At 66.2% G+C, this 20,940-nt stretch carries 20 protein-coding genes and 1 pseudogene; 10 read left to right on the top strand and 11 right to left on the bottom strand.

Annotated elements, in window-relative coordinates:
* Window positions 1-31: 31 nt before the first annotated feature.
* Together R9J51_RS11330 and R9J51_RS11325 are read left to right on the top strand one after the other, a co-directional pair.
* The gene (locus R9J51_RS11330; RefSeq protein WP_168554566.1) at window positions 32-859 is read left to right on the top strand and encodes a TSUP family transporter; all 828 of its coding nucleotides are present in this window, start codon (window positions 32-34) and stop codon (window positions 857-859) included.
* Window positions 859-1,857, top strand: a complete 999-nt coding sequence (locus R9J51_RS11325; protein ID WP_179504512.1) for an FUSC family protein — start codon at window positions 859-861, stop codon at window positions 1,855-1,857. The genes R9J51_RS11330 and R9J51_RS11325 overlap by 1 nt, the downstream gene beginning before the upstream one ends.
* Here R9J51_RS11325 and R9J51_RS11320 read toward each other — a convergent pair.
* From R9J51_RS11320 to R9J51_RS11295, 6 genes are all read right to left on the bottom strand, one after another.
* Entirely contained in the window at window positions 1,854-3,044 is a 1,191-nt protein-coding gene (locus R9J51_RS11320; protein ID WP_179504511.1) for a cytochrome P450, read from the bottom strand. The genes R9J51_RS11325 and R9J51_RS11320 overlap by 4 nt on opposite strands.
* Before the next feature lie 65 nt (window positions 3,045-3,109).
* A complete protein-coding gene (queA, locus tag R9J51_RS11315; protein WP_179504510.1) occupies window positions 3,110-4,138 on the bottom strand; it encodes a tRNA preQ1(34) S-adenosylmethionine ribosyltransferase-isomerase QueA in 1,029 nt (342 codons plus the stop codon).
* Between the two features lie 149 nt (window positions 4,139-4,287).
* Complete coding sequence (locus tag R9J51_RS11310; RefSeq protein ID WP_248290268.1) at window positions 4,288-5,019, bottom strand: peptidylprolyl isomerase; 732 nt, start codon at window positions 5,017-5,019, stop codon at window positions 4,288-4,290.
* Window positions 5,020-5,128: 109 nt separating this feature from the next.
* Window positions 5,129-5,641, bottom strand: a complete 513-nt coding sequence (gene coaD / locus R9J51_RS11305) for a pantetheine-phosphate adenylyltransferase (protein WP_168554562.1) — start codon at window positions 5,639-5,641, stop codon at window positions 5,129-5,131.
* Window positions 5,641-6,549, bottom strand: coding sequence for a polyprenyl synthetase family protein (locus R9J51_RS11300; protein WP_179504509.1), 909 nt, complete (start codon window positions 6,547-6,549; stop codon window positions 5,641-5,643). The genes coaD and R9J51_RS11300 overlap by 1 nt, the downstream gene beginning before the upstream one ends.
* Window positions 6,550-6,554: 5 nt before the next feature.
* The gene (locus R9J51_RS11295) at window positions 6,555-6,800 is read right to left on the bottom strand and encodes an exodeoxyribonuclease VII small subunit (RefSeq protein WP_110761299.1); all 246 of its coding nucleotides are present in this window, start codon (window positions 6,798-6,800) and stop codon (window positions 6,555-6,557) included.
* Between the two features lie 130 nt (window positions 6,801-6,930).
* Between R9J51_RS11295 and purL the strand changes: the two genes are divergently transcribed.
* On the top strand, window positions 6,931-9,072 hold the full coding sequence (gene purL / locus R9J51_RS11290) for a phosphoribosylformylglycinamidine synthase subunit PurL (protein ID WP_179504508.1): 2,142 nt from the start codon (window positions 6,931-6,933) through the stop codon (window positions 9,070-9,072).
* Between the two features lie 193 nt (window positions 9,073-9,265).
* On the opposite strand, the gene R9J51_RS11285 is transcribed toward purL, so the two are convergent.
* Complete coding sequence (locus R9J51_RS11285; protein WP_432787395.1) at window positions 9,266-10,078, bottom strand: Coq4 family protein; 813 nt, start codon at window positions 10,076-10,078, stop codon at window positions 9,266-9,268.
* Window positions 10,063-10,947, bottom strand: a complete 885-nt coding sequence (gene serB / locus R9J51_RS11280; RefSeq protein WP_169474075.1) for a phosphoserine phosphatase SerB — start codon at window positions 10,945-10,947, stop codon at window positions 10,063-10,065. The genes R9J51_RS11285 and serB overlap by 16 nt, the downstream gene beginning before the upstream one ends.
* On the opposite strand from serB, the gene miaA reads away from it, so the two are divergent.
* From miaA to leuA, 7 genes and pseudogenes are all read left to right on the top strand, one after another.
* Complete coding sequence (miaA, locus tag R9J51_RS11275; protein ID WP_179504506.1) at window positions 10,940-11,923, top strand: tRNA (adenosine(37)-N6)-dimethylallyltransferase MiaA; 984 nt, start codon at window positions 10,940-10,942, stop codon at window positions 11,921-11,923. The two genes, serB and miaA, sit on opposite strands and share 8 nt — an antisense overlap.
* A 207-nt stretch (window positions 11,924-12,130) precedes the next feature.
* Window positions 12,131-13,881, top strand: a pseudogene (gene ilvB / locus R9J51_RS11270) (biosynthetic-type acetolactate synthase large subunit).
* A gap of 39 nt (window positions 13,882-13,920) precedes the next feature.
* Window positions 13,921-14,436, top strand: a complete 516-nt coding sequence (gene ilvN, locus R9J51_RS11265; RefSeq protein ID WP_179506435.1) for an acetolactate synthase small subunit — start codon at window positions 13,921-13,923, stop codon at window positions 14,434-14,436.
* 119 nt (window positions 14,437-14,555) lie between these two features.
* On the top strand, window positions 14,556-15,575 hold the full coding sequence (gene ilvC / locus R9J51_RS11260) for a ketol-acid reductoisomerase (RefSeq protein WP_168554554.1): 1,020 nt from the start codon (window positions 14,556-14,558) through the stop codon (window positions 15,573-15,575).
* 246 nt (window positions 15,576-15,821) lie between these two features.
* A complete protein-coding gene (locus R9J51_RS11255) occupies window positions 15,822-16,184 on the top strand; it encodes an I78 family peptidase inhibitor (protein ID WP_218847418.1) in 363 nt (120 codons plus the stop codon).
* A 174-nt stretch (window positions 16,185-16,358) separates the two neighbouring features.
* Entirely contained in the window at window positions 16,359-17,012 is a 654-nt protein-coding gene (locus tag R9J51_RS11250; RefSeq protein WP_179504504.1) for a YceI family protein, read from the top strand.
* Window positions 17,013-17,262: 250 nt separating this feature from the next.
* Entirely contained in the window at window positions 17,263-18,933 is a 1,671-nt protein-coding gene (gene leuA, locus R9J51_RS11245; RefSeq protein WP_179504503.1) for a 2-isopropylmalate synthase, read from the top strand.
* A 60-nt stretch (window positions 18,934-18,993) separates the two neighbouring features.
* Here leuA and R9J51_RS11240 read toward each other — a convergent pair whose 3' ends face one another.
* The 3 genes from R9J51_RS11240 to R9J51_RS11230 all read right to left on the bottom strand — a co-directional run bounded on the left by R9J51_RS11240 (window position 18,994) and on the right by R9J51_RS11230 (window position 20,867).
* The gene (locus tag R9J51_RS11240) at window positions 18,994-19,458 is read right to left on the bottom strand and encodes an AHH domain-containing protein (RefSeq protein WP_432787992.1); all 465 of its coding nucleotides are present in this window, start codon (window positions 19,456-19,458) and stop codon (window positions 18,994-18,996) included.
* 74 nt (window positions 19,459-19,532) lie between these two features.
* Window positions 19,533-20,237 carry a hypothetical protein gene (locus tag R9J51_RS11235; RefSeq protein ID WP_179504501.1) on the bottom strand — a complete coding sequence of 235 codons (705 nt, stop codon included), beginning with the start codon at window positions 20,235-20,237 and terminating at the stop codon, window positions 19,533-19,535.
* Between the two features lie 147 nt (window positions 20,238-20,384).
* On the bottom strand, window positions 20,385-20,867 hold the full coding sequence (locus R9J51_RS11230) for an NAD(P)H-dependent oxidoreductase (protein WP_179504500.1): 483 nt from the start codon (window positions 20,865-20,867) through the stop codon (window positions 20,385-20,387).
* Window positions 20,868-20,940 lie beyond the last annotated feature (73 nt).

Raw genomic sequence — 20,940 nt, 5'->3', positions numbered from 1 at the left:
GGCCCTTAGGCGCAAACGCCAAGGCGTGCAAATGTCGCTGATCCACCTTGCCATCGCCACCGCCCAAGCTGCGACCCAGGCCACCCCGCCGGTTGCGCCGTTCGAGCCGCACGCCTGGATGTATGGCGTGCTGACGGCGATCGCCGTGGTCACCGGCATGGTCGATGCGATTGCCGGGGGCGGCGGTCTGATCATGATGCCGGCGCTGATCACACTGGGCCTGCCCCCGCACCTGACGCTGGGCACCAACAAGATCCAGTCGATGTGCGGCACCAGCATGGCCACCTGGCGCTATCACCGCGCCGGCCTGTTCACCATGGCGGGCAATGGCACCCTTGCCGCGGTGACTTTTGCCGGGGCGTTGATCGGGGCACTGATCATCCAGCATTTCGATGCCCATGTGCTTTCGCTGATCGTGCCGGTGCTGCTGATCGGCGTGGCACTCTATACCGTGCTCTCGCCGCGCATGGACGATGGCGACCGGCACGATCGCGTGGGGCCGCGCGGCTTCCTGCCCGTTGCCGGTGGCGTGGGGTTCTATGACGGCTTCTTCGGACCGGGCGCGGGGCAGTTCTATACGACCACCCTGGTTGCCCTGCGCGGCATGGGGCTGACCCGCGCCACGGGACTGACCAAGCTGCTCAACCTGATCAGCAACCTCGCCAGCGTGATCGTCTTCGCGCTGGGTGGCCACGTGCTGTGGCTGCTAGGCCTGTGCATGGGTGCAGGCGCGATGGCGGGCGCGGTGATCGGCAGCCATTTCGCCACCCGCTTTGGCGCCCGGTTGATACGCCCGCTGCTCATCGTCGTCAGCCTGGGCCTGACCGGGCGGCTGGTGTGGCAATGGTTTGCCGGGTGATGGCACGGCTGCACGGCCTGCTGACGCTGCGCCCGGCGAGCCGTCCGTGGCAATTGGCCGTGCTGGCCGCAGCGGCGGTGGGCGTGGCCATGGCCGGCGGCGCGATCGCGGGCAATATTCCGGCCGGCACCAATGCGGCGTTGGGCGCCTTTGCCTTTTGCGCCCTGCTCCCTGGCTCACCCCGGCGGCAATTTGCAGTGGTTGGCGCGATGGGGCTGGGGATCATCGCCGGGTTCGTGCTGGGCACGATCGTGGCGCCTTCCGGGCCGATGGCGGCAATCGGGCTGGGCCTGTTTGCCGCCGGCGCGGTGGCGGCGGTGCTCCGCGGGCGCGTGGGGATGCCCGGCGCGCTGTTCCCGTGCATGAGTGCCGCGCTTGCCACGCAAATTGCGCTGCCGCTCGCCGCCCTGCCGCAGGTGATGCTGCAATTGGGCAGCGGGGTAGCCCTCGCCCTGGCGATGGTCGGGCTGTTCCGCGTGGTGGCGCCGGACTTGTCCGCCCCCGCTGCCACGCCGCTGGCCTGGGTGGAGCGCAGCGGCGCAGTGCCGGTGGTTGTAGGACTTGCCGTGGCGGCATCGCACGCGCTTGCCCACCTTGCCGGCGTGCCGCGCCCTCATTGGGCACCGGTCAGTTGCATCGCCGTGATCCAGGGGATGAGCTTTGCCGCGGTGAAGACCCGTTATGCCCACCGCGTGGCGGGCACGCTGCTGGGCCTGGTGCCGGCCGCGCTGCTGCTCCCGCTTGCGCCGCATCCCTGGCTGGTCGCGCTGGCGATCACATTGCTTTCGTGGGGCGTCGAAGCGCTGGTGCCGCGCCACTATGGCCTGGCCGTGATGCTGATCACACCGCTGGCGCTGCTGCTGGCGCAAGCCGCGCATCGCGGCCCGCTGGCGCTGGAAACGCTGCTGGTCGCCCGTGCACTCGATACCGTGATCGGCAGCGCCGTGGCGCTTCTCGCCGGCTTTGCTCTCGTCCGGCTCGATCGTTCCCGCGCCTAGGCCGTCCAGACCAGCGGCAGCCGGGTGCAGGCCCCCACATTGCCGCCTTTCATCGTCACCGGCTGATCGGGCGCCAGGGCAAAGCGCGGGATCGCCGCCAGCCATTCGCGCAGGAACACGATCACTTCCATCCGCGCCAGCCCCGCGCCGACGCAGCGATGCGCCCCAGCACCCAGCGTGGTGTGGCGCATGGGCGAAAGGGAGCGGGCAAAGTCCACTTCCTCTGGCCGGTCGAAGCAGGCCGGATCGAGATTGTGCAGAACGCTGGGCAGATAGACCAGATCGCCCGCACGGATCGTCACGCCATCCACGGCAACATCGGCCACGGCATTGCGGCTAACCGAGACCGTGGGATAGCGCCGCATCAGTTCGTCCGCCGCGGCCGGGATCAGGTCGGGCTGCGCGCGCAGCAGGTCCTGGTCCTGCGGGTGGCGCGCCAGATGCAGCGCCACCATGCCGATCATCGCCGCCACCGTATCGAGCCCGCCGAACAGCAGGTTGCGGCACATGCGCCGCGCCGCCTCGACCGTCCAGGGCCGGCCCTCCACCGGTTCGGCCAGGATGCGGCTGAACAGGTCTTCGCCCGGCGCGGCCATGCGCTTCTCGATGAACGGCCAGAGATAGTCGTCGGCAGCCTGCTTCAATTGCTCCACCGTCATCGAGCCATCGGGCCGAGTGAGCTGGGCGCCCAGCCGGCGCAGGCGCGGGCGATCTTCCAGCGGCACGTCGATCATGGTGAGGAAGATATTGAGGGGCAGGATCTCGGCAAAGTCGGCCACGAATTCGCAAGCCTGGCGCGGGCGCAGGCCGGCGCACAATTCGCGCGCCACCGCTTCCACCTGCGGCTCCATCGCCACCACGAAGCGGGACGCCAGGCCCTTCATCACCGGGGTGCGGTATGCCTTGTGCTCGGCCCCGTCCTGCTGCAGCGGAATGAACTGCATCACCTCCCCCAGCCCCGGCGTTACCGCCAGACAGGCGCTGGAAAGCCGGTCTGCATCCATCCACAGCGCGCGCACCACATCGCCCCGCGTGGCGATCCAGTGGCCGCCATTGGACCGCGTCCACACCAGGCCCTGCCCATCAGCCAGCGCCTGCCATGCCGCGAAATAATCCTGCTCCACGCCGGGCGGATCGAAGATGTCGAAATCCACCACCCGCGCGTGTGGAACATGCGCCGGAACCATGCCGCTCTCCCCTGGCTTGTCGGAAGCGCAGGCTTAACGATCATGCGCGCGGCGCAAACTGCGCTTTATGGCAGCAGCAGCGAGGAATCCCCGTAGCTGTAGAAGCGATAACCACCGGCGATGGCGTGGGCATAGGCCGCCTGCATCGTTTCCAGCCCCATCAACGCCGAAACCAGCATGAACAGCGTGGACTTGGGCAGGTGGAAATTGGTCATCAGCCCGTCGATCGCCTTGAAGGTGTAGCCGGGCGTGATGAAAATGGCGGTGTCGCCTTCGAAGGGATGGATCGTGCGGGCCTCGTCGGCCGCGCTTTCCAGCAGGCGCAGCGATGTGGTGCCCACCGCGATGATCCGCCCACCGGCTGCCCGCGCGGCGTTGAGGCGGGCTGCGGTGTCCGGCTCGATCCGGCCCCATTCGGCATGCATCTGGTGGTCCGCAGTGTCGTCTGCCTTGACCGGCAGGAACGTGCCCGCGCCGACATGCAAAGTCAGCGTTTCATGGGCGATCCCGGCCTGGGCCAGCGCCGCCATCAGTTCGGGCGTGAAATGCAGCGCCGCCGTGGGCGCGGCCACGGCGCCATCCTTTTGGGCGAACATCGTCTGATAGTCGCTGCGATCCTGCGCGTCGGTCTCTCGCTTGCCGGCGATGTAGGGCGGCAGCGGCATGCGCCCCGCCCGCTCCAGCAAGATTTCCACCGGCTCCTCGCCCGGAAAGAACAGGGTCCAGCTGCCATCGGCATGGCGCTCTTCGGCCGTGGCGGCAACATCGGCGCCGAAATCGATCGTATCGCCCGCGCGCAGGCGCTTGCCGTTGCGGATGAACGCCTGCCAGCGCCGCAGATCCAGCCGCTTGTGCAGCGTGGCGCCGATCCGCGCTTCGCCCCGGCGGCCTTCCAATTGGGCCGGAATCACGCGGGTATCGTTGAACACGAGCACATCGCCTGCGCGCAACAGGCCGGGCAGATCGCGCACCACGTGATCGGTCAGCGCCCCGCCACCGGCAACATGGAGCAGCTTGGCCGCATCGCGCGGGCGGGCCGGACGCAGGGCGATGTTTTCGGGCGGCAGTTCGAAATCGAAAAGGTCAACACGCATGGGGCAGGCCGCTAGCCGCAGCGGTGGCGCAGGGCAAGGGCTTGACCGCTAGGGGGCTTCGACAGGCTCGGCCCGAACGGGATTTGAGGGAATCCGAACACTCCCCGCCGTTCGCCCTGAGCTTGTCGAAGGGCCTTGCGGATACCCGCTCAGTTGGTGCGCGACTTGCTCAGCATGTCGGGCGTGATCGCGCTGGTCGGCACGGCTGCCGGCGGGGCCGGGCGTGGCTTGTTGTCGGCCAGGATCGAGGCCTGGAGGATCTTGGTCGGGTTGCTGGGCGGTTCGCCGCGCACGATGGTGTCCACCGCATCCATACCGCTGATCACACGGCCGAAATTGGTATACTTGTGATCCAGCGCAAAGCGCGGATAGAACACGATGAAGAACTGGCTGTTGGCCGAATTGGGCTCGTTGGTGCGGGCCATCGACACCGTGCCGCGCATGTGCGGGGCATCGTTGAATTCGGCCTGAAGGTCGGGCAGCTTGGACCCGCCCTGCCCGGTGCCGGTGGGGTCGCCGGTCTGCGCCATGAACCCGTCGATCACGCGGTGGAAGATGATCCCGTCGTAAAAGCCCTGGCGCGTCAGCGTCTTGATCCGCTCCACATGATGCGGGGCCCATTGCGGCATCAGGCGGATGAGCACTCGCCCGCCATTCGACAGGTCGAGCACCAGCACGTTGTCGGGATCGTGCGCGGGATCCGTATCGACGGCATAGGGAATTTCGTGCTCGGGCACCACCTTGTCGAGCTTGAAGGGCTGGGCCGGCGCCTTTTCCTGCTGGCTTTGCGCCATCGCCGGCGCGGCAGTTGCCGCAAAGACAATCGCCGTGGCCGCCAGTGCAGCGCTCATCAGGGCCTTGGAAAACGAACGGGCGATCATCAAGCCTGCGATCCTTGTTGGAATAGGTGAAACGCCGATTAGGCCGAGCGCGCTGACACTGCAATGAACGATTCGGCAATAAACGCCGCCAGTGTCCCGGCGCGCGGGGTCAATAGTCTCCCAGGCGGCCGATCTGCTCCACACGCGCCACCACATCGTCGCGCACGGTGGGGGTAACGAAGCCGGAAATGTCGCCACCGAACAGGGCGATTTCCTTGACCAGCTTGGACGCGATCGGCTGAAGGCTGACATCGGCCATCAGGAACACCGTCTCGATGCGGTCATTGAGCTGCTGGTTCATCCCGGCCATCTGGTATTCGTATTCGAAATCGGCCACGGCGCGCAGGCCCCGCACGATCACGCTGGCGCCCTGCGCTTCGGCAAACTTCATCAGCAGGGCATTGAACCCAACCACCGAGACATTCTCGATGCCCTGCTCGTCCAGTTCGCGGGTCACCATGTCCATGCGCTCTTCAGGCGTGAACATCGGGTTCTTGGAAGGATTGGTGGTCACCCCCACGATCAGCTGGTCCACCAGCTTGGCCCCGCGGCGGATGATGTCGAGATGGCCCAGCGTGATCGGATCGAACGTGCCGGGATAGATGCCAACGCGCGGCGCCATCAGTGATTCCTTTCCACGATGAAGCGCGCCAGTTCGCGCAGCAGGTCCGCCTCCGAACCATGGCTGGCGAGATGGGCAATGGCCTGCTCCACCAGGATACTCGCCTGTTCGCGGGCGCGCTCCACGCCCAGGAGCGAAACAAAGGTTTCCTTGCCCGCCACCGCGTCCTTGCGCAGCGCCTTGCCGGCGGCGGCTTCGTCGCCTTCGGCGTCGAGCAGGTCGTCGGCGATCTGGAACGCCAGGCCGATGTCGCGCGCATAGCCGCGCAGATGGGTGCGTCCCTCAGGCGGCAGGCGCCCCAGGATCGCGCCCATTTCCACCGCCGTGGCGAGCAGGGCCCCGGTCTTGAGCTGTTGCAGCCGGGTGACCGTGGGCAAATCGAACGTGGCGGTTTCGGCCACGATGTCCATCATCTGGCCGCCGGCCATGCCATGCGTGCCGCTGTTGACCGCCAGAGTGCGGATCAATTCCACCCGCACGAAGGGATCGCCGCTCATCGCCGGATCGGACAGCACTTCGAACGCGAAATCGTGCAGCGCGTCGCCGGCCAGCACGGCCGTGGCATCGTCGAACGCCTTGTGCACCGTGGCCTTGCCATGGCGCAGGTCGTCATTGTCCATGCACGGCAGATCGTCGTGGATCAGCGAATAGACGTGGATCGCCTCAAGCGCGGTGCCGGCACGCACCGCCGCCTGGCGATCGACGCCATACATCGCCGCAGTCGCGGTTACCAAAAGCGGGCGCAACCGCTTGCCGCCGCCGATGGTGGCATAGCGCATGGCCTCGACCAGCCGGTCACGCGGATCGCCCGGGATGGGCAGCAGCGCGTCGAAACTCGCGTCGATCTCGGCCTGGATCGCCGCCAGTGCGGGCTTGAGCAAGCCGAAGCGGCCCTCGGGCGCGGCCATGGCGTTCAGGCCCCGTCGAACGGCCGCGTTGCCGCCGGACGTCCTTCACGATCAGCCACGACAGCCTCGATTCGCGCCTGCGCGGCATCGAGCCGGGCCTGGCAATGCGTGCGCAATGCCTCGCCCCGGGTGTAGAGGTCGATCGACTCGTCGAGCGGAGCCTCGCCGCTTTCCAGGCGGCGAACCACCACTTCCAGTTCTTTCAGCGCATCCTCGAAGCTGAGCGCGGCGATATCGGGTGTGCTTGCCATCGGCGCCAGCAATGGCCGGGCGCGGCAGGCCGGTCAAGCCCGGTGACACGACGAACATGCGTGCCCTCACCCGCCTTTTGCGCCGTTCTCCCTCTGGCGCAATCGCGCGCACGCGGCTAAGGGCGCTGCCATGTCCCAGATCACCGCTGAAATCGTCGCCGCCCACGGCCTGTCGGAAGAAGAATACGCCCGCGTGCTCGGCGCGCTGGGGCGCGAGCCCAATCTGGTGGAACTGGGCATCTTCTCGGTCATGTGGTCCGAACACTGCTCGTACAAGTCGAGCCGCATCCACTTGAAGAAGCTGCCGACCACGGCGCCCTGGGTGATCTGCGGCCCCGGCGAGAACGCTGGCGTGATCGACATCGGCGATGGCCAGGCCGCCATCTTCAAGATGGAAAGCCACAACCACCCCAGCTACATCGAACCTTACCAGGGCGCGGCGACGGGCGTTGGCGGCATCCTGCGCGACGTGTTCACCATGGGCGCGCGGCCCGTGGCCAACATGAACGCGCTGCGTTTCGGCCGGCCCGACCACCCCAAGATGAAGCATCTGGTGCAAGGCGTGGTCGCGGGCATCGGCGGCTATGGCAATTGCGTGGGCGTGCCGACGGTTGGCGGCGAAACCAATTTCCACAAGGCCTATGACGGCAACATCCTGGTCAACGCGATGACCGTGGGCGTGGCCGATACCGACAAGATCTTTTACTCGGCGGCCACGGGCCTGGGCAACCCGATCGTCTATGTCGGGTCCAAGACCGGGCGCGACGGCATCCACGGCGCCACCATGGCCAGCGCCGATTTCGACGAGAAGAGCGAGGAAAAGCGCCCCACCGTGCAAGTGGGCGACCCCTTCACCGAAAAGCTGCTGATCGAGGCCTGCCTCGAATTGATGGCCACCGACGCGATCGTGGCCATCCAGGACATGGGCGCGGCCGGTCTCACGTCGTCCTCGGTGGAAATGGCCAGCAAGGGCGGCGCGGGCATCCGCCTCAACATGAACATGGTGCCGTGCCGCGAAGAGGGCATGACGCCTTATGAAATGATGCTCTCGGAAAGCCAGGAGCGCATGCTCATGGTCTTGAAGCCCGGCAAGGAGCCGATGGCCGAAGCGATCTTCCGCAAGTGGGAACTGGACTTTGCCGTGATCGGCGAAGTGACCGACACCGGCCACATGGTGCTGGAATGGAACGGCGAAGTCGTGTGCGACATTCCGCTCGACCCGCTGGCCGACGATGCCCCGCTCTATGATCGCCCGCACGTGCCGAGCCCTAAGCCGGCGCCGCTCGGCGCCCTGCCCGAAAGCGCGGATATCGGCGCGGACCTGGTCAAGCTGATCGGCAGCCCGGACCTGGCCAACCGCCGCTGGATTTTCGAGCAATACGATAGCCAGGTGGGCGCCGACACGCTGCAGAAGAGCGGTGGCGATGCGGCCGTGGTGCGCGTGCACGGCACCGACAAAGCGCTGGCGATGAGCACCGATTGCACCCCTCGCTATTGCTTTGCCGATCCCTATGAAGGCGGCAAGCAGGCCGTGGCCGAGACGTTCCGCAACATCTGCGCGGTTGGCGCCACGCCGCTGGCGATCACCAACTGCCTCAACTTCGCCAACCCGCAGCGCCCGGAAATCATGGGCCAGATCGTGGGCTGCCTGGAAGGCATGGGCGACGCCTGCCGCGCGCTCGATTACCCGATCGTGTCGGGCAACGTCTCCCTCTACAACGAATCCAAGGCGACCGGCGGCGGCTCGGCCATTCTGCCCACCCCGGCCATCGGCGGCGTCGGCCTGATGCTCGACCACGAACAGATGGCCACCATCGCGTTCAAGGCCGAAGGCGAAACCGTGTGGCTGCTTGGGCCCCAGGGCACGCACCTGGGCCAGTCGCTCTACTTGCGCGAAATCCTGGGCCGCGAGGAAGGCCAAGCACCGTCCGTCGATCTCGCGCTCGAACGCCGCAATGGCGAGCAGGTGCGCGAATGGATTGCCGACGGCAAGGTGACTGCGGTGCACGACGTGGCCGACGGCGGCCTGCTCGTGGCGCTCACCGAAATGGCGCTGGCCGGCAAGATCGGCGTGACGCTCGATGCGCCGCTCACCACCGCGCAGGCCTTTGGCGAAGACCAGTCGCGCTATGTCGTCACCACGCCTGCCGGGGTGGACCTGGAAGGCGCGACGAAGCTCGGCACCACTGGTGGCCAGGCCGTGGCCGGCGTGCCGCTCGCCACCCTGCGCGAAGCCAACGAAGCGTTCTTCCGGGATTGGATGGAGGGGTGATCGTTCGAGGTCTTTGCTAGGCCTCGCACCACCCCCAACCCCCTCCTCTGAAGAGGAGGGGGCTTTTTTGTGCCTGCTCGATACTCCCCCTCCTCTTCAGAGGAGGGGGTCGGGGGGTGGTGGAAGCCCTAAACGGCAGGGCATGACACGCCCTCCCCCAACCCCTCTCGCAGGCGGGAGGGGCTATCTGGATTCAGCGCGCCGAGGCCAGCAAGTCGCGCGGGTCGATGCTCTCGCCGCGCCAAACAGCGTGTGCCCGATCATAGGTCAGGCCGGGCACGATCCCCAGCCGCCGCCGGGCTTCCTCCAGCGGTAGCGGCAGCAGCATGGTGATCGATTGCTCCATCAGACGCGGGCAAGCCTTGCCCCGCCGCCAGGCCTCGCGCACGGCGGCCAGCACCGGGGCGCGGCTTTTCAGGCGCAGTTTCATCTGCAGGGCCGCCATCCACGCGATGAACAAGTGCCCAGGCGCGGGCTGCTGGGGATAAGTGAATGCCAGCACGCAGGCCTCGCCCAGCGGATCACGGCCATAACCGGTGAGCACGTGGATCAGATCGTGCACATCGCGCAGCCGGTTCATGTACCACTGGAAACGGTCGTTGTAGCGCGGGCGATCGGCCAGGAAGCGCTCCGCCTCGTCCACCAGTCCCTGTGCGGTCAGCCCCTCGGCTTCCATGAAATCGCAATAGGCCTGGGCGAGCGAGCCGGCCGGCATGCGGCGCAGCGCCCCGTGATCGTCGAGCACGGCGGGCAGCCACGGTTCGGCCAGGGCCAGCGCCTGGCCCTGCGGCGTGGACAGGAACGCCGTCCCTGCCCGGCCGCCGCCGCGCCAGGGCAACGCGGCAAAGATGCCGAACACTTCGGCAGTGTTCTCGGTGTTGTGCATCAGGCGGCGAAAGTGCCCGAATGCAACCCAGGGGCGCAGGCGCGGCTTTTCCCGTGCGGGATCCAGCAGCGGCAGCGCCGCAAAGTCGCGCTCTTCCGCCTGCATCAGTCGATCACCCAATCCTCGCGCGCGATCCCGAACAGATGGAGGATCGAGGTCAGGTCGCCCCGGTCGATCCAGCCGTCGGCGGCCTGGCGTGCCTTGGGCTTGGCATAATAGGCAATTCCGTGGGTCGCGGCCTCGATCATCGGGATATCGTTGGCACCGTCGCCCGTGGCCAGGCTGACGGTGGCTGGGCCAAGCCGCGCCAGTTCGTCCAGCAGCACGGTCTTTTTCACGCCGCTGTCGACGATCCCGCCAACCAGGGCCCCCGTCAGCTTGCCATCGACGATTTCCAGGCGATTGCCCACCACGCGGTCGAAACCAAGCTGCGCCGCGACTGGATCGGCAAAGGAATGGAAGCCCCCGGTAACCAGCACGGTGTGGCAGCCGCGCGATTTCAGCGTGGACACCAGCACGCGCGCGCCGGGCATCGGGCGTATGCGTTCGTCGAGGCACTGCGTGATCGCGGCCTCGGGCAAGTCCTTGAGCAGGCCCACCCGCTCGCGCAGGGCGGATTCGAAATCAAGCTCGCCCTGCATGGCGCGTTCGGTAATCGCCGCGATGCGATCCTTGAGCCCGGCAAAATCGGCCAGCTCATCGATGCATTCGGCGCTGATCATGGTCGAATCCATGTCAGACACGAACAGGCGCGGGGTTTCGATCACGCGGTCGGACAGCAGGAAATCGCTGGTGGGGAAGCAGCGATCGAGAATGTCGCGCACCGTGGCCGCATCGCCATCGACCACTTCCATTTCCAGCACCGATTCGCAGAAATCCAGCATGCCGGCCCCGGCCACTTCGGCGCCGGCTTCCTCGATCAGTTCCATGGCCCGCGCAAGATTGTCACCAAGCGTCTCCGGGTCTGCTATCAGACGGGCAATGAGCACTGAAACGTCCCTTTCCTGTTCCGGCCAACACGCATCCGCAGCGGACCGCCGGCCTCGGCTCGCGCTCATTGCAGGGCCGACCGCCAGCGGCAAGAGCGATCTTGCCGTGCGCCTGGCCCTGGCCGAGCAGGCCGCCGGCGGCCGCGCCGTGGTGATCAACGCCGATAGCGCGCAGGTCTATGCCGACCTTGCCGTGTTGAGCGCACGCCCATCGCCCGAAGAAATGCAAGGCGTGCCCCACCACCTGTTCAGCGCATGGGACGGGGCGCAGGCCTGCTCTGCCGCCGATTGGGCGCAGGCGGCCAAGGCCGCGATCGCCGCGGCGCATGCGCAAGACGCGCTGCCCATCCTGGTGGGCGGCACCGGCCTTTATATCCGCACGCTGATCGAGGGCATTGCCCCCATCCCGCCGATCGACCCTGCCACCCGCGCCGCGGTGCGCGCGCTGCCGGTGGCAGAGGCCCATGCCGCGCTCTGCCGCGAAGACCCGGCGCGCGCCGCACTGCTCAACCCGGCAGATACCACCCGCGTGGCGCGTGCCCTCGAAGTGGTGCGCTCCACCGGTCAGCCCCTGGCCCACTGGCAGGGCCGGCGCGAAGGCGGCATTGCCGCTGCGGTCGACCTGCGCCCGCTGGTGCTGCTGCCCGATCGCGCCTGGCTCTATGCCCGCTGCGACTTGCGCTTTGAACGCATGTGGCAGGGCGGCGCGCTGGAGGAAGTTACGGCGCTGCTGGCGCGCAACCTCGATCCCGATTTGCCGGTGATGCGCGCGATCGGCGTGCCCGAAACCGCCGCGTTCCTGCGTGGGGAAATGACTGCCGAATCCGCCATTGCCGCCGGTCAACAGGCGACGCGGCGTTACGCCAAACGGCAATTCACCTGGGCCAAACACCAGTTTCCGGGCGAATGGCCGCGCGGGACGCACGAAAATTTCCTTGACAGCCACGCCCTAGCATCTTTATTTCAAAACTCATGAGTTGACACGAATGTTTGTGTCAATTACCAAGCCGTCAATTGCCTGGCTTTGCCAGGTGCCCGAGTAGGGAGAGACGGCCCGGCGCAGGCAACTGCAGCCGGGCCGCAGTTTTTAAGGGTTTTGGACCGGCGCAGGCGACTGCGGCCGGTCGCAGTTTTCAAGGGTTTTGGGCCGTTGATCCGGCCCTGCAAGCAAGGGAACAAGGTCGTGAAAAGCGAGCGCAGCGGCGCTGAAATCCTGGTCGAAAGCCTGGTCGCCAAGGGCGTCGAATTCGTGTTCGGCTATCCCGGTGGCGCCGTACTTCCGATCTATGATGCGCTGTTCGGCGATGAACGCATCCGCCACATCCTGGTCCGCCACGAAGCCGGCGCGGCCCACGCGGCCGAAGGCTATGCCCGCGCCACGGGCAAGCCGGCGTCGTGCTGGTCACCTCCGGCCCCGGCGCCACCAATGCCGTCACCGGGATTGCCGACGCGTTCCTCGATTCGATTCCGCTCGTCGTGATTACCGGCCAGGTGCCCACCGCCCTCATCGGTTCCGACGCGTTCCAGGAAGCCGATACCGTTGGCATCACGCGCCACTGCACCAAGCACAATTACCTGGTGAAGGACCCGGCCGAACTGGCCAGCGTGATCGACGAGGCGTTCCGCATCGCGACGCAAGGCCGCCCCGGCCCGGTGGTGATCGACATTCCCAAGGACGTGCAGATCGCCTCCACCCGCTGGACCGGCCAGGCACCGCAAGTGCGCAACCGCTATACCCCGCAAGTGGAAGCCCCGGCCGACGCCGTTGCCCAGGCCGTTGCCATGCTGGCCGCGGCCAAGGCACCGGTGCTCTATACTGGTGGCGGCGTGATCAATTCCGGCCCGGAAGCCGCGCGCCTGCTGCAGGAACTCCAGGCGCTCACCGGCGCGCCGGTCACGTCCACGCTGATGGGCCTGGGCGCATTTCCCGCCGCGCACAAGGATTGGCTGGGCATGCTGGGCATGCACGGCACCTATGAAGCCAACATGGCGATGAACAAGGCCGATCTGGTCGTGTGCGTCGGGGCGCGGTTCGACGATCGCGTCACCGGCCGCCTCGATGCGTTCTCGCCCGACAGCCGCAAGATCCACATCGATATCGACCGCGCCTCGATCAACAAGACCGTGCGCGTCGATCTCCCGCTTGTGGGCGATTGCGGCCAGGTGCTGCGCCAGATCATCACCGGCTGGCTCGATGCCGGGCATGTGGCGCAAGACCTGGGCGAATGGCAGGCGCGGATCGAAGGCTGGCGCGCGCGCAACAGCCTGGCCTATCCCAAGCGCACCAATGGCGAGATCATGCCCCAGCTGGCGATCGAGCGGCTCTATGAACTGACCAAGGACCGCGAGCCGATCATCAGCACCGAAGTGGGCCAGCACCAGATGTGGGCGGCGCAGCATTTCCATTTCGATGCGCCCAACAAGTGGCTCACGTCCGGGGGCCTGGGCACGATGGGCTATGGCCTGCCCGCCGCCATCGGTGCGCAGGTCGGTTGCCCCGATGCGCTGGTGATCGATATTGCCGGCGACGCCTCGATCCAGATGAACATCCAGGAACTGGGCACCGCCACGCAGTTTCGCCTGCCGGTCAAGGTCTTCATCCTCAACAACGAATGGATGGGGATGGTGCGCCAGTGGCAGGAACTGACGTATGAAAGCCGTTATTCCAGCTCCTATTCCGATGCCCTGCCCGATTTCGTGAAGCTGGCAGAGGCCTATGGCTGGAAGGGCATCCAGATCGACACGCTCGACCAGCTGGACGATGGCATCCGCGCGATGATCGACTATCCCGGCCCGGTGATCGTCGATTGCCGCGTGACGAAGGAAGCCAACTGCTTCCCGATGATCCCCTCGGGCGCGGCGCACACCGACATGATCCTCTACGGCGACGAAGTGGCCGGCACGATGGATGATGAAGCCAAGGCCCTGGTCTGAAGCCGGAATTGAAGCCAGATTTTGAAGATTGATCCGATGATGAAAATCAAAGCAGAGGCGCAGGAGCGCCACGTCCTGACCATCACGGTCGACAACGAAGCGGGCATCCTGGCCAAGATCGCCGGGCTGTTCACCGCGCGCGGCTACAATATCGACAGCCTGACCGTGGCCGACATCACCGACGAGCACGATGTCAGCCGCATCACGATCGTGACGCACGGCCCGCCGGCGGTGATCGACCAGATCCACGCCCAGCTCGAACGCCTGGTGCCGGTGCACAAGGTGACCGACCTGACCGAGGTTGGCCCCTACGTGGCCCGCGAACTGGCGCTGATCAAGGTTTCGGGCAAGGGCGAGAACCGCGTGGAAGCGCTGCGCCTGGCCGAAGTGTTTCGTGCCAACGTGGTCGACACCACGACGTCGAGCTTCATTTTCGAACTGACCGGCGCGCCCGACAAGATCGACACCTTTGTTGCCCTGATGAAGGAACTCGGCCTGGTCGAAGTGGGCCGCACCGGCATCGTCGGCATGATCCGCGGCGCCCTGGCGGCCTGAACCAGCCGGCGTTCGCCAGACCAGAATTTTTCGCGACAGACCAAACCAACGTCCGCCACAGCGCTCTTGCAGCCCGATGGATGCCCTTGCGGCAGGACGACCAACCAAGGACGAATACCATGAAGGTTTATTACGACGCCGATTGCGATCTGAACCTGATCACCGGCAAGAAGATCGCCATCCTCGGTTATGGCAGCCAGGGCCACGCGCATGCGCAGAACTTGCGCGATTCGGGCATCAAGGAAGTGGCCATCGCGCTGCGTCCGGGCTCGGCCAGCGCCGCCAAGGCCGAAGCGGCCGGCTTCAAGGTCCTGCCCAACGCCGAAGCCGCCGCCTGGGCCGACGTGCTCATGATCCTGGCGCCCGACGAGCACCAGGCCGCGATCTATGCCGACGACATCCATGCCAACCTGCGCCCCGGCGCGGCGCTGGCCTTTGCCCACGGTCTCAACGTGCATTTCGGCCTGATCGAACCGCGCGCCGACGTGGACGTGATCATGGTCGCCCCCAAGGGCCCCGGCCACACCGTGCGGGGTGAATACGTCAAGGGCGGCGGCGTGCCCTGCCTCGTCGCGATCCACCAGGACGCGACCGGCAATGCACACGATATCGCGCTGGCCTATGCTTCGGGCGTGGGCGGTGGCCGTTCGGGCATCATCGAAACCAACTTCAAGGAAGAATGCGAAACCGACCTGTTCGGCGAGCAGGCCGTGCTGTGCGGCGGCGTGACCCACCTGATCCAGGCGGGTTTCGAAACCCTGGTCGAAGCCGGCTATGCCCCGGAAATGGCCTATTTCGAATGCCTCCACGAAACCAAGCTGATTGTCGATCTGCTCTATGAAGGCGGCATCGCCAACATGCGCTACTCGATCTCGAACACCGCCGAATACGGCGACATCGTGACCGGTCCGCGCATCATCACCGCTGAAACCAAGGCGGAAATGAAGCGCGTTCTAGCCGACATCCAGTCGGGCCGCTTCGTCAAGAACTTCGTGCTCGACAACCGCGCCGGCCAGCCCGAACTCAAGGCTGCGCGCAAGGCCGCTGCCGCGCACCCGATCGAAAAGACCGGTGCCCAACTGCGCGCGATGATGCCCTGGATCGGCGCCAACAAGCTGGTCGACCAGACCAAGAACTGATCCCCAGAACGCCTGCCGCCCCGCTGCCTGCGCAGCGGGGCGCATGTCGTCCGGCAAAGGGCCGGCCCGCACCCGGGCCGGCCCTTTGCCGTTTGTATCAGGCCTCTACGGATGTATGCGCAGGCTCGACAAACGGCATGGCCAACGGCCAGAAAGCAATTATAGCCATTTTGGACCTACCGGTTCGAAATTGCCGCCTTTGCCCTGTCCCACCACGTGTCCCGCGTGACCAGATTCGAGTTGCCGATGCTTTCGCTGCGACATCTTGCCACGGCCTGCGCCGGTTTCTGCCTGCTGGCGGCGTGCGGCGCCAAGGTGCCCAAGCCGGGTTCCTCGGCCGAGGCCAGCACCGCCACGCCGCTCGCCGAGGGCAGCGACGCTATCGATGCCGAAAGCCTTCCCGCGATCAATTGCGGCGAAGGGCGTCTGGCCGCCCTGATGCACCAGCCGGAGAACGATGAGACCCACGCCGCCGTGATCGCGGCCGTCGGCCACCGCCACATCCGCTGGGTGCATCCCGGCGACGCCGTGACGATGGATTACCAACCCGGCCGCCTCAATGTGATCGTCGACGAGCACGGCCAGATTGCGGCCACGCGCTGCGGCTGAGGCAATCGCGCGTGGGGTTGGTCTATCCGCCTCGCCCAGCGCGCACGCGTCCTGTTCGCGCATGCCGGCCCAGCCATGAGCTTTGCTCGCTTGCCACAGGCGCAGCCCTTTGGCATCCCATGCCCTGGGCGCCGTGCCCTGCTGCGAAACGGCAGCGCCCATGGGAGACTTCACATGATCACCGTTCGTACCGCGTTCACGCTGGCAGCGCCGCTGGCCCTTGCCCTGGCGGCCACGCCGATGATTGCCCAGGCCCCGGCCCTGCCCGGCCAGCCCGACAAGGCCCGTGTCACTGCCGGCAGCTATGCCGCCGATCCCAACCACTCGCTGGTGGCCTGGAGTGTCAATCACCTGGGCTTCAATGACTATTTCGGCCTGTTCGGCAGCGTGACCGGCACGCTGACGCTCGACCCGGCCAATCCTTCTGCCGCCAAGGTGACGGCCACGATCCCCGTCAGCAAGGTGATCACGGCCAGCGCCGGCCTTACTGCCCACCTGCTGCGCCCCGGCGCCGACGGCAAGAAGCCCGATTTCTTCGGCCCCGCCCCGGCCGATGCCACGTTCACCTCGACCAGCGTGACACCTGGCGCCGATGGCACCAGCGCCACTGTCGCCGGCAACCTCACGCTCAATGGCGTGACCAAGCCGGTGTCGATCCCCGCGCATTTCATCGGCGCGGGCAAGAACATCATGTCGGGCAAGGAAACCGTGGGTTTTGAAGGCGCAACCACGATCAAGCGCTCCGACTTTGGCGTGAACGGCGTACTGCCGTTCGTGTCGGACGAGGTGAAGCTGAACATCACGATCGCGTTCGAAAAGACCGCCTGATCCGCCCAGCGCAGAACCGAACCCCGCATCGGCCCGGCCGGTGCGGGGTTTGTCTTGGCCGGACATTTCATCTGGACAAGGCGGCCGCAAACCACCATAGGCATGCCCCATGATCGCCGCGCTGAACCTTACCCTGCGACTTACACGCCCTTGGGCGTGAGCTGACGCGTCGGTTTCGCGGCGCGCACGGCGCCCAAGGGTCATCCCTTCACACCAGACGCATCATTCCCAAATCCAAGGTTCAGCCATCATGGCCATGCTGAAGAATCCCGGCATCAAGTACCGTCCGTTCCCGCAGGTTGATCTGCCCGATCGCCTGTGGCCCTCGCGCACCATCACCCAGGCGCCGCGCTGGCTTTCCACCGACATGCGCGATGGCAACCAGTCGCTGATCGATCCGATGGACGCCGACAAGAAGGCACGCTTCTTCGATCTGCTGTGCAAGGTTGGCATCAAGGAAATCGAAGTCGGCTTTCCCAGCGCCGGGGCGACCGAATATGATTTCATCCGCGCGCTGGTCGATGAAGGCCGCATTCCCGAAGACGTCGTCGTCCAGGTGCTGACGCAATCGCGCGAGGACCTGATCAAGACCTCGTTCGAAAGCCTTGCTGGCGCGAGGAAGGCCATCGTCCACGTCTACAACGCCGTTTCGCCGCTGTGGCGCACAGTGGTGTTCGGCATGGAAAAGAGCGAAATCCGCGAGATCGCCCGCCGCGGCGCCACGTTCCTGCGCGACCAGGCCGCCCGTTTCCCGCAGACCGACTGGCATTTCCAGTACAGCCCGGAAACCTTCTCCACCGCCGAACTCGATTTCAGCATCGAATGCTGCGAAGCGGTGATGGACGTGCTGCAACCCACGGTGGAAAAGCCGATCATCCTCAACCTGCCGGCCACGGTGGAAGCGGCAACGCCCAACATCTATGCCGACCAGATCGAGTATTTCTGCCGCAACCTGCCCGGCCGCGACCGCGCGGTGATCAGCCTGCACACCCATAACGACCGTGGCACCGGCGTGGCCGCGGCGGAACTGGGCCTGATGGCCGGCGCAGACCGCGTCGAAGGCTGCCTGTTCGGCAATGGCGAGCGCACCGGCAACTGCTGCCTGGTGACCGTGGGCCTCAATCTCTACACGCAAGGCGTAGACCCGGAACTGGACTTCTCGGACATCGACGAAGTGATCCAGACCGTGGAATACTGCAACCAGCTGCCCGTGCACCCGCGCCATCCCTATGGCGGCGAACTGGTTTTCACGGCCTTTTCCGGCAGCCACCAGGACGCCATCAAGAAGGGCTTCGCCGCGCAGGAACAGCGCAACGACGAACTCTGGGCCGTACCCTACCTGCCGATCGACCCGGCAGACCTGGGCCGCAGCTATGAAGCGGTGATCCGCGTCAATTCGCAAAGCGGCAAGGGCGGGTTTGCCTGGGTGCTGGAGCAGGACCAGGGCCTGAAACTGCCCAAGAAGATGCAGGCGCACTTCTCGCGCCATGTGCAGGAACTGGCCGACGAACTGGGGCGCGAACTGCAGGCCGGCGATATCTGGGGCGTGTTCCGCAAGGTCTATCGCCTGGATGCACCGCAGCACTTCCAGCTGGTCGATTATGACGAGCAGCGCGGCACCGATGGCACCCGCGTGTTTGCCGGCAAGATCGAGATCGACGGCCAGGTGCAATCCGTCAGCGGGCGCGGCAACGGCCTGATCTCGTCGGTGGTGGCCACGCTCAACGATGGCTTCGGCGTGGGCCTGGAAGTGCGCGACTATTCCGAACACGCCATGGGCAGCGGCACCAATGCGCGCGCCGCAGCCTATGTCGAATGCGTGCTGGCCGATGGCCGCGTGGTGTGGGGCGTGGGGATCGACGAAGACGTCGCCACCGCCAGCGTGCGCGCCATCCTTTCGGCGGCCAACGCCGGGCGCTGAACGGCCAACCACTTCAATCGCATAGGGCGCCCCGGAAGGTCTGCTTCCGGGGCGTTTTGCTTATGCTTCGGTTTCGGCCCAGAGCATGTCGGCCATCGCGTCCAGATGGCTGAAATCGGCCGCAGGATCACGCGAGTTGAGCGGCATGCCGCCCCAGCGCCGCGGATCGAGCAGGCGCCGGCGCAAGGCGCGCTGCAACAGGTCGATCCGCATCAGCGCCTCGTGATCGGCGGCCATATCGTTGCCGGCGCGGCGCTTTTGCCAGCCGGCCTCGATCTGGCCAATGCGTTCGAGCACGAGTTGGTTGTATTGCCGGTGCGGCCCGCGATGCAGCGGCATGAACACGCGCCGTGCCGCCGCTTCGGTCGCCGGCAGCAGCAGGCCGTTGCGGCGGAAATCGTGAAAGCCCACGCTGGCCTCGCCCAGGCGGGCCAGCATCGTGTGCAGCGCGGGACGGCTGAGGATTTGGCGCGGCAGGATATGGTGCCGCTGCATGTGCGCCTGGTATCCTGGCGATCCGGCCACGTTAACGGAATAGAAGGGAATCGTGGTGCGCGCCGCCTGGCGCAGCTTTTGGGACGAATCAGGAACATTTTTCGTCAGGCCCATCGTACCGAAATATTACCGCTTTCATCCGTTTCTATCCAGAGCGCACCAATGCCAGGCAAAGTGATCGTCTGGGCCTGGGTGATCCGCCCATGGGCCACCAGCCAATCGATCAGGCGCACGGCAGCGCGCGCGTGGCTTTCGTTGGGCCGGCCGCCCTGCGTGTGCAGTTCAAATTCCTGGCCGGTGAAGAATCGCAAGCCACTGCTCGTCACGCTCTCGGCTCCGCGCTTCAGTCCGGCCAGCGCCAGCGCCGGAAACGGCCCGCCGTCGAGCCAGGGTTGCACGGCATCCACGAACCAGCGTGGCGAAACGAGGTTGCCCGCAGGCACCCAGCCGATCGCCACCAAGCCCGGCAACGTGGCCAGCGCCAAGAGCAGGCTGGCGGCCACCTGAACCACGGGAAGCAGATTTTCCGCGCCCGCCAGATGCGGTCCTGGCGCCAGCGACAAGGCTTCGCACGCGGCCACGTCAAGCCCTGCAGGCAGCCCAACGCGGGATGCGGCAACGGGTGGGGGATTGCCGCCATCAGGGGATAAACCGCTGAGATCGAACGTTAAACCGTCGCGCAGCAATTCCACCCATCCCGCCGAGCCGGCCGGGCGATGGCTTACCGCAAAAGCATGATCGGCCTGCGCCAGCCGGGCCAGGGCATCGGCATCGGGACGTGCGCCCGGGGCGAACAACAGCGTCGCCATCGCGCGCCCCCCTGCACTGTCCTTACCATTGCCCACCGCACACGCTCCTGTCTTCGGGCCAACCACCGCACCGCAATCCATTGCGGCTACTTAGAGTGCCTGCGCTCAAGAAGGTCGAAATATCGTCAACATCTGGCGGCGCCACGATCAAAAGGCACCCATTTCCAAGCCATTTGATAACAACTGTCCCAATTCGCGACATTTTTGCAATGCAATATGTGGCAGCGTCTTGGCGGCCAAGATCGAATCGGGCCGATCTGCACCCGTAAGGATGATGCAGGGCGGGGCAACACGGCGCAGCCGCCAGCCGGTGACGATTCTGTCGAGCTGGGCCTGCGCCCCCTGCCCCGCCGTGCCGGCGGCGATGGCACTGGCATAGGCGCGCCCCTCCAGCCGGCCCAGCAAGGGATAATAGCAGCGATCGAAAAACGCCTTCATCTCCCCGGTCAGCCCGCCCAGGTTCTCGGGGCAGATGAACAGGAAGCCTTGCGCCGCCAGGCAATCTTCGGGCGTGGTGGCTTCGGCACGCAGCAGGCGCACGGCAATCGCCGCGCCTGCAGCGCCCTGCGCGGCCGCTTCGGCCATGGCCTGTGCCGCGCCCGTGCGGCTGTGCCAGATAATCGCCAACATGCCCCGATCCTTAATCCCGCGCCTGCCCGCCAAGCCCCCGGCCACCTCAGCAAACGCGCCCGACAAATTCGTG

Origin of the sequence: Novosphingobium rhizosphaerae, from assembly GCF_050920675.1 — a bacterium.
GTDB lineage: Bacteria > Pseudomonadota > Alphaproteobacteria > Sphingomonadales > Sphingomonadaceae > Novosphingobium > Novosphingobium rhizosphaerae.
The sequence above is the reverse complement of the archived record's forward strand: the minus strand, read 5'-3'. Positions and strand labels throughout refer to the sequence as shown.